Here is a 15,347-nt window from a genome sequence, read left to right as displayed (position 1 = left end):
AACGACCATGACGCCGAGCATGAGCCCGGCGTCATGGTGATACGTCATTGATGGACGACGTCAGTTCTTCTTGCCGTAGCGGCGCTCGAACCGGGCGACGCGGCCACCGGTGTCGAGAATCTTCTGCTTACCGGTGTAGAACGGGTGACACTGCGAGCAGACGTCGGCATTGAGGGTGCCGGACTTCGCGGTGCTGTGGGTGGTGAAGGTGTTCCCACACGTGCACACCACGGTCGTCTCATGGTACTCGGGATGAATTCCCTGCTTCATATGTGATCTCCTTAATCAAACGTGCTCCGGGTCGCCCGACTGATCCACTCGGGCGTGAACCGGAACCGGCGCTCCACAGTACACCGAATGGCCGGTACCGGTCCACTCGGCCGTGTCAGTCCTGGCTGGGAGTCGTCTTGGAAATCGTGTAGAGGAATTCGACGTTGGTCTGAGTCTTGCGCAGCCTCGAGAGCATCATCTCGAGGGCCTGGGAGCCTTCCAGACCAGAGAGAACGCGGCGCAGCTTCCACATGATCGCGGTCTCCTCACGCGAGAGCAGCAATTCCTCGCGCCGGGTACCGGATGCGTCGACATCAATGGCCGGGAAGAGCCTCTTGTTTGCGAATTCGCGGCGCAGGCGCAACTCCATGTTGCCGGTGCCCTTGAATTCCTCGAAGATGACCTCATCCATCTTCGAGCCAGTCTCCACGAGGGCGGTGGCGAGAATCGTCAGGGAGCCGCCGTGCTCGATGTTTCGGGCCGCGCCGAAGAACTTCTTGGGCGGATACAGAGCGGCCGAGTCGACACCACCGGAGAGGATACGTCCGGAGGCGGGGGCGGCCAGGTTGTAGGCACGTCCCAGACGGGTGATGCCGTCCAGCAGAATGACGACGTCATGACCGAGTTCCACCAGACGCTTGGCTCGCTCGATGGCCAACTCGGACAACTGGGTGTGATCGTCGGCAGGACGATCAAAGGTCGACGCAATGACCTCACCACTGACGGTGCGCTGGAAGTCGGTGACCTCCTCAGGGCGCTCGTCGACCAACACCACCATGAGGTGAACCTCAGGATTGTTCTTGGTGATCGAGTTCGCGATCGACTGCATGATCATCGTCTTGCCGGCCTTCGGAGGCGAGACGATGAGGCCGCGCTGGCCCTTACCGATCGGGCTGACCAGGTCGATGATGCGGCCGGTCATGTTCTTCGGGTCATCCTCGAGACGCAGACGCTCCTGCGGATACAGCGGGGTGAGCTTGGAGAACTCGGGACGCTGCTTCATCTGCTCAGGATCCGCACCATTGACCTGCTCGATCTTGACCAAGGGTGCGAACTTCTCACGCCTTTCCCCCTCGCGGTGTGCACGCATCTGACCGACGATGACATCGCCCTTGCGTAGCCCATGACGACGAACCATGGCCATTGAGACATAGGCATCGTTCGAGCCGGGCAGGTATCCCGAGGTACGCACGAAAGCGTACTGGTCGCGAGTGTCGAGAATGCCGGAGCACGGCACGAGGACGTCATCCTCGCGGACATTCGGCTCGGAATCTGAGTAACGATCGTTGGAACGCTTGCGACGGTTCTGTCGATCGCGTTGACGGCGACGGCGCGAGCGGCGACCACCATTGCCGTAGTCCGAGGAGCGGCCATAGTCGTCGTCGGACTCATGGTTCGAGTCGTTGTCATTGTTGGTGCGGTCACGATGACCTCCGCGATCCAGTTGGGAACGCTCGCCGTTCTTCCCACGCGAGAGTGCCTCCAACCGGGCACCGACCTCATCGTTGACATTGCTGTCGCCGGAATCTCCGTTGGAATTCTCGCGGGAGGTGTTGCGAGCCCGACGACGCGGCGGGTCTCCTCTGCCGCCACGGTCGCCATTGTCGCCGTGCGGACGGTCGTTGGTGTCGTCCTCGCCACGCTGGCCGTCGCCTTCCAGCTTCTTCGTCTTGTCGGCGCGCTTGTGTGCTTCCGCGGACTCAAGAAGGTCACCGACCGACGGAGTGTTCTCGCCCTTCGAGGAGCGCGACTCGGAATCGATCAGGTCATTGTCGCGACGACGCTGGGTACGCTGTGGACGGGTCTGGTCCCCCTCACCGGAAGTGTGGGGCTTTTGACCACCGTCACGGCGCGGGGCTGGTTTCCTGGCTCCTGGGTATCCCCCTTCTGAGATGGCGGCCACGAGGTCAGCCTTGCGCATACTGCGAGCTCCCTTGATACCCATCTGGGTGGCGATGGATCGAAGTTCAGGCAGCAACTTCGTGGACAGATCCGAGGATCCACCCGGCTGTGAGGTTTGAGTCACGTAAGTCCCTTCGAACTGCCCTGGCCGGTGCAACTTCCGGCGGGCGAGGTTTCATCGGGCCTGCCGTCGGAATCGACAATGGGTCGGGCGGCTGACACCACGGAGATCCGGGATGGTCTGCTGAGTGAGACTCTCGGCCATGGTGTGGCGTTCGAGGCCCTCGAACGCCGAGGACATGGTCCCCAAGGACGGGACTGTGACACAAGGGTCACGACTCGATCGTCAGTGGGGAATTGCGCGCATCCGGCGCGTGTACGTCACTACTATAACGCACACAACGGATCGCGTTCACACAGCGGTCAAAGGACATGAACACCTTCACCGAGAACGAGATCGTGGACGACGAAACCGGTCGCGTCGACGTCGCAGGCTGCCTCGAACTGTTCACGCGTTCCCAAGGCCAGGACGGTGGGTCCGGCGCCGGAAACAACGGTGGCCACACCACGATCGCGCAGGGTGTCCATGAGCGCAGCTGACTCCGGCATGAGAGTGCGACGGTAAGGCTGATGTAGCCAGTCCTGAGTGGCAGCCAACAGGTGTTCCGGTGCGGTCGTCAACGCTGTGACCAGGAGGGACGCGGCCAGAACTTGGTGCACGGCGTCGCCACGATCGACCTGCTCTGGAAGGACCTGGCGTGCCAGTGCAGTGGGCATATGGCGGTCGGGAACGAAGACCCGGAAGATGATTGACGGGTTGACGGCCAGCCCGATGTGATTGACGACGTCCCCGCTCAACCACGCCAGCTGGGCACCGCCGAGGATGGCCGGGGCGGCATTGTCAGGATGCCCCTCGATGGCAGCCGCCATCGTCAGCAGCTCGGTGCGATCCAACGGGACTCCGGGACGCGCCAGTCCCCAGGCCAAGGCCAATCCTGACACGATTGCCGCAGCCGAGGACCCGAGGCCACGGCTGTGCGGAATGGCGTTGACAGCGGTCAGGTGCAATCCAGCACCCGGGTGGGGGTAACCCAGTTCCACCAACCCCTGTCGCAGCGTCGCGACGACAAGGTGAGATTCGTCATGGGGAACGGTGTCGGCCCCCTGCCCCGTGACATCGATCTGCACCCCGGGTTGATCAAGGACTTCGACTCCAACGTCGTCCCACAGGTCCAGTGCCAGGCCCATACAGTCATAGCCAGGACCCAGATTCGCCGAGGTGGCAGGAACACGCACCCGCACACTGTCAGCCATTGTCAACCTCTCAGGAGTGGAAATCCAACAACGCTGCGACCTTGTCGGTCGACGCCTCGACGGCCTCGGTCGACAAGGTGGTACGGCTCAGAGCAGTGTCGATGTCTTTGAGGCCATTGCCCGTCACCGTGATGACGATGCGCTGCCCGGACTCCAGACGACCCTCAGACTTCAGCTTGAGAAGACCGGCCACCCCAGCGGCCGAGGCTGGCTCCACGAAAATGCCTTCGCGAGCTGCCAGGAAAGCCTGCGCGTTGAGGATCTGCTCATCGGTGACGGCCTCGATGAGACCGTTCGACTCATCGCGGGCGGCAAGGGCGAGACTGCCCGATGCCGGACGGCCGATACGAATGGCCGTGGCCACTGTTTCGGGATCGTCGACGTCGTGGCCCAACACCAGCGGAGCAGCCCCAGAGGCCTGGAACCCAAACATCCTCGGGGCGTGACCAGCAGAGCCGTCAGCGGCGTACTCACGATAACCCTTCCAGTACGCGGTGATGTTTCCTGCATTGCCGACCGGCAGGGCATGGATGTCAGGGGCATCGCCGAGGACGTCGACGATTTCGAAGGCAGCCGTCTTCTGCCCTTCGATGCGGTACGGGTTGACCGAGTTCACCAAGGACACCGGGAAGTTCTCGGCCAGCTCACGAGCGATGCGAAGACAGTCGTCGAAATTTCCGAGGACCTGGATGATGCGACCGCCATGGACGACGGCCTGGGCAAGCTTGCCGGCCGCGATCTTTCCTTGCGGAAGAAGCACGACTGGGGTCATGCCGGCCCGGGTTGCGTAGGCCGAGGCCGAGGCCGAGGTGTTGCCGGTGGAGGCACACACGACGGCCTTGGAACCATCGGCCACGGCTTTCGTCATGGCCATCGTCATGCCCCGGTCCTTGAAGGAACCGGTCGGGTTGGCCCCCTCGACCTTGATCCACACCGAGGCGTCAAGCTCGGCGCCTAGACGCGACGCAGGCACCAACGGTGTGGAGCCCTCCCCCAGGGTGATGATCTCGTCGATACCCTCCATCGGGAGATGGTCTCGGTAATTCTCGATGACGCCGAAGGGACACTTCTGCTTGGTCATGATCACATTCCCTCCACTCGGATGACACGAGGATCAGAGTTGACGTAATGGTGTCCGGTGAGTTCATCGACGCATTCCTGGACGTCGCACTCTCGGGCCTCGTGGGTGAGGATCTTGAGGGTCGCGGACCAGCCGTCGGCACGGTCATTGCCCTCCACCGCTGACTGCTGGACGGTCTGCAAGGAGACACCATGACTCGCGAAGATCTTCGCGACCTCGGCGAGGACGCCCGGTTCATCGCGCACCTGCAGGCGCAGGTGGAACCTGGTGTGCACGTCGGCGATGGGCAGAATCGGGAACTCGCCGTAGACGTCCTGGGGAGGCCCGGCCACTCCTCGAACCAGGTTACGAGCCACCGTCACCAAGTCACCCATCACGGCTGAGGCCGTCGGGGCACCCCCAGCACCCGGCCCGAGGAACATCAGGTGTCCGGCTTCGCGGGCCTCCACGAAGACAGCATTGAAGGCGCCGGACACTCCGCCCAGCGGATGAGCGGCAGGAATCAGAGCCGGATGAACGCGAGCGGAGATACCGACAGGGGCGGCCTGACAGACGGCGAGCAGCTTGATGACGCAGTCCATGTCCCGAGCGGCGGCAATGTCCTCACGGGTGATCGCAGTAATGCCCTCCCGGTACACCTGGTCGCCGCGCATGCGCGTGTGAAACGCCAGGGTGGACAGCAGGGCCGCCTTGGCAGCGGCGTCATAGCCCTCGACGTCGGCAGTCGGATCAGCCTCGGCATATCCCTTGGCCTGCGCCTGGGCCAGGGCCTCGTCGAAACCTGCTCCCGTGGTCGTCATCTGGTCGAGGATGTAATTCGTCGTACCATTCACGATGCCCATGACTCGGGTGATCTGGTCACCGACGAGTGACTCGCGCAGAGGCCGAACGATCGGGATGGCTCCGGCCACAGCAGCTTCGTAATAGAGGTCGACGCCATGATCCTCGGCGACCGCGTGCAGTTGCGTACCATGGGCGGCCAGCAGAGCCTTGTTGGCGGTGACGACGGAATGACCCTTCTCAAGGGCGGTTGTCAGGAGCTGACGCGCAGGGTCGATGCCACCGATGAGCTCGATGACGATGTCAATGTCGCCACGATTGACCAGCGCTGTCGGATCATCCGTGAACAGCCGCGAGTCAAGGCCCTGGCGCGGGCGATCAGGATGGGCAACAGCGATGCCTGCGAGCTCGACGCGACGGCCCACTCGAGCGGTGACGTCGTCGCTGCGGGACTCAATCATGCGGGCCACCTGGGAACCCACGACCCCGCACCCCAGGAGGGCCACGCGGATCGGCTGGGCTGACGCGGAATCGATGGTGTTCGTCATCTCGTCCTCATCTCGTTGTTGTCAGCTGATGATTGTTGAGGGGGCCTGGGCCACCTGCTTTTGTGATCTATCACGGCCACGTCACCTCGGACTTGACAGGGCCCGGATCCAGGGACAGCAGGTCGTCAATGCTCTCGCGCCGTAGCAATACCGATGTGCCAGGGGGATCTCCGGTACCGACGCAGACGACAGCAGGTCTCGGTATGTGGTTGTAGTTGGATGCCATGGACCGTGAATAGGCGCCGGCACCAGGAACTGCGATGACGTCGCCCGGAGACACATCGCCGGGGAGGTACACGTCGCGGACCAGGATGTCGCCGGCCTCGCAGTGCTTTCCAACGACGCGGCACAGCAACGGGGTGACCGTGGAGGCACGGTTGGCGATGACGGCGGAGTATTCCGCGGCATAGAGAGCAGGACGAATGTTGTCGCTCATGCCACCGTCAACCGACACGTAGATCCGCTGAGCGCCGGTGGACAGGTCCACCGGCTTGACAGTGCCGACGGTGTACAGGGCCATCGTCGTCGGCCCGACGATCGCACGACCAGGCTCCAGACAGACGTGAGGAACCGCCATTCCTCTCCCCCTGGCCTCAAGGGCGACGATCTCCCGAAGGGAGTCAGCCAGGCTCTCAGCGGTGGCCGGAGAATCCTGGCTGGTGTAGGCAATACCGAATCCGCCACCGAGGTCGAGTTCCGGCAGGGCAATACCGGTAGCCTGCTTGAACTGTTCGAGCAGTTTCATGGTGCGACGAGCCGCCACCTCGAAACCTGCGGTGTCGAAGATCTGGGAGCCAATGTGGGAATGAATGCCCAACAGGTCAATGACATCACTGGTGTGGCACCTCACCATGGCCACCATGGCTGCACCATTGGTGATCGAGAAACCGAACTTCTGGTCCTCATGTGCGGTGGCGATGTACTCGTGTGTATGAGCCTCGACACCCGCCGTGACACGCACCATGACACGGGCGTGCCAGCCGTGCTCGCGACATAGATTCTCGACAAGGGTGATTTCATCAAGCGAGTCGACGATGATCCGACCGACCCCGGTACTGAGCGCCAACTTGAGCTCGTCAATGGACTTGTTGTTCCCGTGCAGGCCGATGCGCGCAGGATCCATTCCGCCCTGGAGAGCGGTGATGAGCTCTCCACCGGTGCAGGTGTCCAGACAAAGGCCTTCCTCGTCGATCCAGGAGGCGACGGTGCGCGTCAGGAAGGCCTTGCCTGCGTAGTAGACGTCCCAGCCTGCGAAAGCGTCGCGGAAGGTCCGGGCGCGCTGGCGGAAGTCAGCCTCGTCAAGGACGTAGAGGGGGGAACCGTACTCGGCCAGAAGATCTGTCACGCAAACGCCTGCGACATCGACGATTCCATCATCGCCACGTCCCGTTGACGCTGACCAGAGCGCAGGATCCAAGGCGTTGACGTCATCGGGCAGGGTCAGCCACTGAGGCCCGGCAGCCGCGACGTCGGCATGGACCGAGCCGGCAACGTGCATGTGCGTCATGGTTCCACCTTGCCAGAGAGTGACGACAGGACTGGCAGGTGTCCATACCCGTGGTCATGAATGGCAAATCACCCCACCCGTGCGCTAAAGTCAACGGACAGTCGGGGCCCACGGACCCAACGGCTCCCGTAGCTCAGGGGATAGAGCACCGCCCTCCGGAGGCGGGAGCGAGGGTTCGAATCCCTCCGGGAGCGCCCACCAGTGACGCAGCGGGGCACCAGTTTGTCGGCTAGGGTTTCACATCGTGCAAGTCTTTGACACCGACTCTCCTCATCAGAGATCACGAGCCGCCCTGTTCTCCGGGACCGGTGCCATCATGCTGTGGGTCGTCGGACGCATGATCATGCTCCACGTCTTCATCAAACCGTCGTCGAACTACATCACCGGGGATGTGCAGTACTACCTGTGGTGGATGCAGAGCGGACAGCCCGATTCAGCAGTTCTTCCGGAGTATCCGATTCCTGTCGTGTGGTTCCTGCGAGCCTTGTACTGGTCTGCCGGTAACTCCTACTTCTTACCGGCATTCGCCACGACGATGCTGCTGCTTGACGCGCTGCTCGCTGTCGCCATGTGGCTCGAAGGCCACCGAGCTGGGGCACTGTGGTGGATCGTCCTGGTGCCATGCCTCGGACCGATCATGTGGAATCGCTTCGACATGGTCCCCGCCGTTTGCGTGGGGTTGGCAGTCTTATGGTGCCGACGTCACCCCGCCGCTTGTGGTGTCATGATTGCCTTGGGTGCCGCGGTGAAGCTGTGGCCGGCCCTTCTCATCCTTCCCATGATTTCCCGGCACAAGGCAGCTGTCCGACGCCTCATCGCGTTCAGTGTGACTGGCATTGCGCTTGCACTGGCCTCGTTGCTGGCAGGCGGATGGGACCGACTCATGTCCCCCCTGACGTGGCAGTCGGACCGGGGCCTCCAGGCTGAATCCGTACTCGCAACCGTCCCCATGTACCAACGGTTCAAGAACCCCGACGGTGGTTACAAGGTCGAGATGTCGAAGTACAACGCCTTCGAAATCTATGGACCAGGCGTGTCTACGTGGCAATCGATCTCGACCGTCCTCATGTCCCTCACCGTGGCGCTGGCGATCGGGATGGCCCTTCTCTCGTGGCGACGCAATGGTCTTGACTACCGCAGCGCTGTGCTGGCTGATCTCGTCATCATCGGCGATCTCATCATCGCCAACAAGACGTTGTCCCCTCAGTACTTCGTGTGGTGGGCTGCGCCAGCAGCCATGGTTCTCGATCGAGTCCGGGGGGAGAACACCTCTGAGAATCCTCCCAATCCGAGCGCCCTGTCCTGGGCCCGGACATGGTGCTGGATCGTCGCGGGGTTCCTGCTCATCACAGCCTGCATGACCCAACTGGTGTACCCACTGCATTACGGCGGCATCATCGGGTCGTCTCCCGGCCGCGCCAGTACGAGCGTCTTGGTCGCCCGTAACGTCATGACCCTTGTGACCCTCGTGGTTTGTGTTGTCGCGCTCATCGCGAGCCTCCGCGTGGACCGTCCCACCCAGCCAGCATCGGCACCGGCAAGACCAGCCCACGCTGCTCTGGAAGCGCGGTGACCAATCTCACATTTGAGCGATCGGGGGGCGGTGTTCCCCGATGCGCCCAAATTGTTGGGATGGCTTGGTCAATCCGGCTACGATCATGACGTCTGGGTCGATGGACACAGATGGAGCAACGCAGCTCGGAGGGCCTTTCCAGAGGTTCCGCGAATGCTTGACACGACGGTTTGACGGAAGAAGGCAGTGGTGAGTCCCGCCCCACACGACAAGTCCAACAACTCTTCTGATTTCGGGGCCAATGACTGGCTCATCGAGGAGATGCGCGACCAGTACCAGAATGATCCGACCTCGGTCGATCCCGCCTGGGTCACCTTTTTTCGCCACGAGGCGACCCAGACGTACGACGAGGTGAATGGATCGACTGTCGACGAACAGCCTGCGCGTCAGGATCCCAAGCCTGAGCGGACTCTCAAGCCCGGCCCCACCTCGACGCCGAGAGCCATGGACGTGGCATCAGAGCCCGAACCATCGATGGTCTCCCGCAAGCCTGCCCGTCCTCTGCTGACGGCCGATGCCCCGCGTCACAGCGCGAAGCTGGAGACCGTCGAGCCGACGGTGACGAAGATGAAGGGTGCGCCGATGCGCACCGCCAAGAACATGGATCAGTCACTGACCATGCCGACTGCCACCACGGTGCGTGACGTGCCGATGCAGCTTGTCATCGAGCAGCGCACCATGATCAACAATTTCCTCCGCAAGGCGAAGGGCGGCAAGGTCTCCTTCACCCACATCCTCGCCTACGCGATGGTTCAGGCCTTGAAAACCATTCCTGCCATGAACAACTCCTACGCCGAGATTGACGGCAAGCCACACCTCATCGAGAACCGTCAGATCAACCTCGGCATGGCCATTGACGTCGTCAACAAGGACGGCTCCCGCAAGCTCGTGGTGCCCGCGATCAAGGGCGCCGAGCAAATGAACTTCCTCAACTTCTGGCGTGCCTACGAGGAGATCGTCCGCAAGGGGCGCACCAATGAGCTGACTATCGAGGATTTCAAGGGGGTCACGACCTCCCTGACGAACCCCGGTGGTTTCGGCACCAACCACTCCATTGCCCGCCTCATGCCTGGTCAGGGCATGATCCTCGGCGTCGGCTCGATCGATTACCCGGCTGGTTACCAGGGCAACTCTCCCACTCGTATGGCGGAGCTCGGCATCTCCAAGGTGACGACCCTCACCTCCACCTACGATCACCGCATCATCCAGGGCGCCCAGTCCGGCGAGTTCCTGCGGCGCATGCACCAGCTGCTCCTGGGCGCCGATCGCTTCTACGAGAGCATCTTCGAGTCGCTACGCATCCCCTACGCTCCGGTCCAGTGGGCAAGCGACCGTCAGGCCAACCGCCCCGACCAGGTCGGCAAGCAAGCCCGCGTCATCGAACTCATCAACTCCTGGCGTCGCTTCGGCCACCTGTCCGCCGACATCGATCCCATCGAATACCGACCGCGGTTCCACCACGATCTCATGCTCAACAGCCACGGCCTGACCTTGTGGGACATGGACCGCACCTTCCCGATCGCGAACTTCGCCGGGCAGCGTCGCGCCATCATGACTCTGCGTGAGATCCTCACGATCCTGCGTGACTCCTACGCCTCGACGATGGGCATCGAATACATGCACATTGCTGACCACGAGCAGCGCAAATGGTTCCAGGATCGTTTCGAGAAGGAGCACCAGCCCCTCTCCCGCGAGATGCACCTGCAGATCCTCGACCAGCTCAATGAGGCCGAGATCTTCGAGACCTTCCTGCAGACCAAGTTTGTCGGTCAGAAGCGGTTCAGCCTCGAGGGTGGAGAGTCGGCCATCGTCCTGTTGGCTGCACTGTGTAACCAGGCTGCCGACAACGGCCTCGACGAGGTGTGTATCGGCATGCCTCACCGCGGTCGTCTCAACGTGCTGGCCAACATCATCGGCAAGTCCTACGGACAGATCTTCCGTGAGTTCGAGGGCAATGCCGAACCGGTGAACTCGCAGGGATCCGGTGACGTCAAGTACCACCTCGGTGACGAGGGTGAGTTCACCGCAGCCTCCGGCAACACCATCAAGGCCTCGGTCGCCGCCAACCCGAGTCACCTCGAAGCCGTCGATCCGGTCCTTGAGGGCATCTGCCGGGCCAAGCTCGACGCTCTGGGCAACCCGGACGACTTCCCGGTGCTGCCAATCCTCATGCACGGTGACGCTGCCTTCTCGGGTCAGGGTGTCGTCTACGAGACCCTGCAGATGAGCCAGCTCGACGGATACCGCACCGGTGGCACCATCCACGTCGTCGTCAACAACCAGGTCGGATTCACCACCTCGCCTCGTGACGGACGTTCCTCGACCTATTGCACCGATGTTGCCAAGGCCGTCGGGGCGCCGGTCCTGCACGTCAATGGAGATGACCCCGCAACGGTTGTCCATGCTGCTCGTATTGCCTACGAGTACCGTCAGACCTTCCACCGTGACGTTGTCATCGACGTGATCTGCTACCGCCGCCGCGGCCACAACGAGGGCGATGATCCCAGCTTCACTCAGCCGCACATGTACGACCTCATCGTTGAGAAGCGCTCGACCCGAAAGCTCTACACCGAGAGCCTCATCGGTCGTGGTGACATCACCGACGAGGACGCCGATGCCGTGATGTCGAAGTTCCGGTCTCGCTTGGAGACGGTCTTCAAGGAGGTCCGGGAGGCCACCTCGAAGCCCGAGCCCTACAGCGGCGTTCCGGACTACCCCGTCAAGCACAGTGGCCTGCATCCGACCAAGGTCGAGGCCGACACCTTGGAGGCCGTCGCCCGGGCTCACGAGAACCTGCCGGAGACTTTCAACGCCCATCCCAAGGTTGCTCCTCAGATGACGCGTCGCGCCAAGCACATCCGCGAGGGTGGGATCGACTGGGCAACCGGCGAGATGATCGCCTTGGGCTCCCTGCTGCGTGATGGCGTCCACGTCCGCCTGGCCGGGCAGGACAGCCGCCGCGGCACCTTTTCGCAGCGCTTCGCGGCCCTGGTCGATCGTGCGACCGGAGGGTTCTACGTGCCCGTCAACCACCTCGGTGGCGAACAGGCTCACCTGGACGTGTTCGACTCCCCACTCAACGAGTACGCAGCAATGGGCTTCGAGTACGGGTATTCGGTCGCCCGTCCGGACTCCCTGGTGCTGTGGGAGGCCCAGTTCGGTGACTTCGTCAACGGAGCCCAGACAATCATTGACGAGTTCATCGCTTCGGCAGGTTCGAAGTGGGGCCAGAAGTCCGGCGTCGTCCTGCTGCTCCCCCACGGCTATGAGGGCCAGGGACCGGACCATTCCTCAGCCCGTCTGGAGCGCTTCCTCAACCTGTGCAGCGAGGACGCCCTGGCTGTCTGCCAACCCTCGACCCCGGCCAGCTACAGCCATCTGCTGCGTCAGCACGCCTATGTCAACATGCACCGACCGGTCGTCATCGCGACCCCGAAGTCCATGCTGCGCAACAAGATGGCGACCTCTGACCCAGAGGAGTTCACCACCGGCAAGTGGCGTCCGGTCCTTCCCGATCCGTCAATCACTGATCCGTCGACCGTCAAGAAGGTCATCCTGTGCTCGGGCAAGGTGCGCTGGGAGCTCGTCAAGCGGCGCAAGTCTGCCGGACTCGACGGGCAGCTGGCCATTATTCCGCTGGAGCGTCTCTATCCGCTACCAGACAAGGAGCTGACCGAGGTGCTCGCACCCTACAGCAACGTCACTGACGTTCGTTGGGTGCAGGAGGAGCCGGAGAACCAGGGTGCCTGGTACTACATCCTCACCCACCTGCCTCAGGCGATGTCCCACACACTGCCCGGCTTCCTCGATGACCTGACCGCCGTGACGCGTCCGCCGTCCTCAGCCCCCTCCGTGGGCCAGCACAGCGTGCACGTCCGCGAGGAGCAGGAGCTGCTCGAGAAGGCCATCGCCTGACCCGCCTGATCACCACCACGGCGCCATCCCACAATGGGTGGCGCCGTGGTGCATCATTGTGCCCATGTATTTCACCGACAGGGGCATTGAGGAACTGGAGGATCGTCGCGGAGACGAGGACATCACCTTCGCGTGGCTGGCCGACGAGCTACGTCACTTCGTCGACCTCAACCCAGAGTTTGAAGTCCCCGTTGAGCGTCTGGCCACCTTCCTCGCCCGACTCGACGACGAGGACGACTGAGACACCAGGGCAACGACGTGAAGCAGACCGTTGGCGATCATGACTCCTGCTCGCCTGAGGGAATCATTGTTTTGCTCCTGCACGGGTGGACCGGCGACGTATCATAATCGAACTGGCCGCGAACTCCTCGAAGCGTCATCTCCCGGATTAACGTTCATCGTGTCCGGATAATTCGTGGGAGGATGTTCGTCCTTCGGTGGATGCTCTTGCCAGAACATTCGACGGTTGCCAAACTTTGATGGTTGCCCGCCGCACGGTCGCTCGTCGGTCGTACGGCATGACGGGTCATCCACCCGCATATCACACGTGCCCCGGGTTGCGCTGGGGAGAAGGAGTCGAAGAGGCATGGACTGGCGCCACAGGGCTGCCTGCCTGACTGAGGATCCCGAGCTGTTCTTCCCGATTGGGAACACCGGCCCGGCCCTTGCCCAGATCGAGGAGGCCAAGAAGGTCTGTGCCCGCTGCGAGGTTCGCACCGAGTGCCTGGCCTGGGCTCTGGAAGCCGGCCAGGATCACGGTGTGTGGGGCGGCATGAGCGAGGATGAGAGGCGCGCCATCAAGCGTCGTCAGTCCCGCTCGCGTGTTCGTCGGTCCTGACGCAGGTCGGACAGCAGCCCAGAATGATTCGAATCCATCCCGGGCCGACCGACGGTCGCGTCTCAGACTCACAACCGGTCAAGCGGGATCACGAGTTTGGCGCAGGTCCCCACGCCGTCAGGATTGTTCTCGAGGGTGAAGGTTCCACCGAGGTCCTGGACCAATGTCGTGACGATGGACAGGCCCAAGGAGCTTCGGTGCCGGTCGAGCACGAACCCCTCCGGTAGAGGCTTTCCGTCGTTGACGATGTCGACGACCAGCGAGTCTTCGGTGCGGTGAGGACGCACGATGACGTTTCCCGATGAGGAGGCCAGGCTGTGCTCAATGGCATTCTGGCACAGCTCCGTCGTCGCCAGTGACAATGCTGTGGCAGCCTCGGCAGGAACACTGCCGAAGGTCCCCTCGCGCCGCGCCACCACAGATCCTGATGATGCTGCGACGTCCCCGACCATGTGGAGGATGCGATCGGCGACCTCGTCGAAGGCAACCTGCTCCTCGAAGTTCTGTGACAGGATCTCGTGCACCACGGCGATGGCCGAGACTCGTCCCATGGCCAGTTGGAGAGCTTCCTTGGCGTCCGGATTCCTGATCCGTCGCGACTGCAGACGCAGCAGAGCTGCCACAGTCTGCAGGTTGTTCTTGACCCGGTGATGGATCTCACGGATCGTGGCGTCCTTGGTGACGAGCTGACGATCTCGGTCCCGCAACTCGGTGAGATCGCGGATGAGAATCATCGTTCCTGCCGAGACCTCGACGTCATCCAGCCAGGTCTGCAGGGGAATGACGCGGGCACGCAAGGTCGCCTCGGAGTTCTCGACATCGGTCTCGGAAAGCCACCTGCCTTCCAGATCGAGGGTGAGGGACTGCCCGACCTCGCGCACCTTGGGGCACAGGTCCCGAACCGTCGGAATGAAGTACTCGCCGTCCAGGTCTCCTGCCAGGCCCAGGCGGCGGAAGGCCGACAGGGCATTCGGGCTGGCAAAGGTTACCATTCCCGTCGACGCGACCCTGATGACGCCGTCGGTCACCTTCGGAGCCAGTGCCCGGTCAGAGTCCGGAAAGAGCGGGAACCGACCATGGTGAAGCATCTCGGACAGGATGTCGGCGATTTCGAGGTAATTGTCCTCGGTGCTGCCGGGAGCTCGCACCCCCATCTGGTTGGTGTGTCTTTCGACCACGGCGATGACATCGTCATGACGAATGACGGGAATCGCCCAGACGTCCACAGGAATACCCGCCGACAGCTTGTTGTCGCTGGTCTCGCACATCTCGGCGCTCATGAACGCCTCGGTGACGAGGCTCTCGTCGTCGTAGGAGACCGACTCGCCGACGACGTCGTCCTCCAGGGCGGTCGGGCCGGTGTCGGGACGGACTTGGGCCGCGGCCCAGAAAACATTGGGGTCCTTGTCGGGAACCCAGAGGATAAGATCGGAAAAGGACGTGTCGGCCAACATCTGCCAGTCGTCGACGAGTTCCTCGAGCCATGTGATGTCGGCAGCAGCGAGGCTGGTCCGGTCGGCGACCAAGCGATTGATGGCAGGCATGCCGTCACTCTAGTGACCAGGATCGAGCGATCTCCACCCGGCGCCTGTTGTCGACGAATGTGCGTCTCGATTTGG

At 62.5% G+C, this 15,347-nt stretch carries 11 protein-coding genes and 1 tRNA gene; 5 read left to right on the top strand and 7 right to left on the bottom strand.

Annotated features, from left to right (window positions below):
* Nucleotides 1-60 precede the first annotated feature (60 nt).
* The 6 genes from rpmE to lysA form a co-directional block, all read right to left on the bottom strand.
* Nucleotides 61-270, bottom strand: a complete 210-nt coding sequence (gene rpmE / locus ACSJJT_RS00610) for a 50S ribosomal protein L31 (protein ID WP_435916470.1) — start codon at nt 268-270, stop codon at nt 61-63.
* A gap of 115 nt (nt 271-385) precedes the next feature.
* Nucleotides 386-2,296 carry a transcription termination factor Rho gene (gene rho / locus ACSJJT_RS00605; protein ID WP_435916469.1) on the bottom strand — a complete coding sequence of 637 codons (1,911 nt, stop codon included), beginning with the start codon at nt 2,294-2,296 and terminating at the stop codon, nt 386-388.
* Between the two features lie 299 nt (nt 2,297-2,595).
* On the bottom strand, nt 2,596-3,486 hold the full coding sequence (thrB, locus tag ACSJJT_RS00600) for a homoserine kinase (RefSeq protein ID WP_435916468.1): 891 nt from the start codon (nt 3,484-3,486) through the stop codon (nt 2,596-2,598).
* Nucleotides 3,487-3,496: 10 nt separating this feature from the next.
* The gene (gene thrC, locus ACSJJT_RS00595; RefSeq protein ID WP_435916467.1) at nt 3,497-4,567 is read right to left on the bottom strand and encodes a threonine synthase; all 1,071 of its coding nucleotides are present in this window, start codon (nt 4,565-4,567) and stop codon (nt 3,497-3,499) included.
* A gap of 2 nt (nt 4,568-4,569) precedes the next feature.
* A complete protein-coding gene (locus tag ACSJJT_RS00590; RefSeq protein ID WP_435916466.1) occupies nt 4,570-5,895 on the bottom strand; it encodes a homoserine dehydrogenase in 1,326 nt (441 codons plus the stop codon).
* 70 nt (nt 5,896-5,965) lie between these two features.
* On the bottom strand, nt 5,966-7,402 hold the full coding sequence (gene lysA / locus ACSJJT_RS00585; RefSeq protein WP_435916465.1) for a diaminopimelate decarboxylase: 1,437 nt from the start codon (nt 7,400-7,402) through the stop codon (nt 5,966-5,968).
* Nucleotides 7,403-7,524: 122 nt separating this feature from the next.
* On the opposite strand from lysA, the gene ACSJJT_RS00580 reads away from it, so the two are divergent.
* From ACSJJT_RS00580 to ACSJJT_RS00560, 5 genes are all read left to right on the top strand, one after another.
* Nucleotides 7,525-7,596 (top strand) — tRNA-Arg (locus tag ACSJJT_RS00580).
* 149 nt (nt 7,597-7,745) lie between these two features.
* Nucleotides 7,746-8,975 (top strand): glycosyltransferase 87 family protein, encoded by a 1,230-nt coding sequence (locus ACSJJT_RS00575; RefSeq protein WP_435916992.1) that lies wholly within the window; start codon nt 7,746-7,748, stop codon nt 8,973-8,975.
* 186 nt (nt 8,976-9,161) lie between these two features.
* On the top strand, nt 9,162-12,890 hold the full coding sequence (locus ACSJJT_RS00570; protein ID WP_435916464.1) for a multifunctional oxoglutarate decarboxylase/oxoglutarate dehydrogenase thiamine pyrophosphate-binding subunit/dihydrolipoyllysine-residue succinyltransferase subunit: 3,729 nt from the start codon (nt 9,162-9,164) through the stop codon (nt 12,888-12,890).
* A gap of 64 nt (nt 12,891-12,954) precedes the next feature.
* Nucleotides 12,955-13,131 carry a DUF6104 family protein gene (locus ACSJJT_RS00565; protein WP_435916463.1) on the top strand — a complete coding sequence of 59 codons (177 nt, stop codon included), beginning with the start codon at nt 12,955-12,957 and terminating at the stop codon, nt 13,129-13,131.
* A 345-nt stretch (nt 13,132-13,476) separates the two neighbouring features.
* Nucleotides 13,477-13,728 (top strand): WhiB family transcriptional regulator, encoded by a 252-nt coding sequence (locus ACSJJT_RS00560; protein ID WP_435916462.1) that lies wholly within the window; start codon nt 13,477-13,479, stop codon nt 13,726-13,728.
* Between the two features lie 68 nt (nt 13,729-13,796).
* On the opposite strand, the gene ACSJJT_RS00555 is transcribed toward ACSJJT_RS00560, so the two are convergent.
* Nucleotides 13,797-15,272, bottom strand: a complete 1,476-nt coding sequence (locus ACSJJT_RS00555) for a sensor histidine kinase (RefSeq protein WP_435916461.1) — start codon at nt 15,270-15,272, stop codon at nt 13,797-13,799.
* Between the last annotated feature and the right edge of the window lie 75 nt (nt 15,273-15,347).

The sequence above is a fragment of the Cutibacterium nasicola genome (assembly GCF_051303185.1).
GTDB lineage: Bacteria > Actinomycetota > Actinomycetes > Propionibacteriales > Propionibacteriaceae > Cutibacterium.
Note: the sequence above shows the minus strand (reverse complement) of the source record. Positions and strands in the feature narration are given on the sequence as shown.

Bases quoted from the DNA above. Each gene is read 5' to 3' on its own strand.
- ACSJJT_RS00590 (WP_435916466.1), bottom strand. From the start codon at position 5,895: ATGACGAACACCATCGATTCCGCGTCAGCCCAGCCGATCCGCGTGGCC.
- ACSJJT_RS00555 (WP_435916461.1), bottom strand. From the start codon at position 15,272: ATGCCTGCCATCAATCGCTTGGTCGCCGACCGGACCAGCCTCGCTGCT.
- ACSJJT_RS00565 (WP_435916463.1), top strand. From the start codon at position 12,955: ATGTATTTCACCGACAGGGGCATTGAGGAACTGGAGGATCGTCGCGGA.
- lysA (WP_435916465.1), bottom strand. From the start codon at position 7,402: ATGACGCACATGCACGTTGCCGGCTCGGTCCATGCCGACGTCGCGGCT.
- thrB (WP_435916468.1), bottom strand. From the start codon at position 3,486: ATGGCTGACAGTGTGCGGGTGCGTGTTCCTGCCACCTCGGCGAATCTG.
- ACSJJT_RS00575 (WP_435916992.1), top strand. From the start codon at position 7,746: ATGCTCCACGTCTTCATCAAACCGTCGTCGAACTACATCACCGGGGAT.
- rpmE (WP_435916470.1), bottom strand. From the start codon at position 270: ATGAAGCAGGGAATTCATCCCGAGTACCATGAGACGACCGTGGTGTGC.
- thrC (WP_435916467.1), bottom strand. From the start codon at position 4,567: ATGACCAAGCAGAAGTGTCCCTTCGGCGTCATCGAGAATTACCGAGAC.
- ACSJJT_RS00560 (WP_435916462.1), top strand. From the start codon at position 13,477: ATGGACTGGCGCCACAGGGCTGCCTGCCTGACTGAGGATCCCGAGCTG.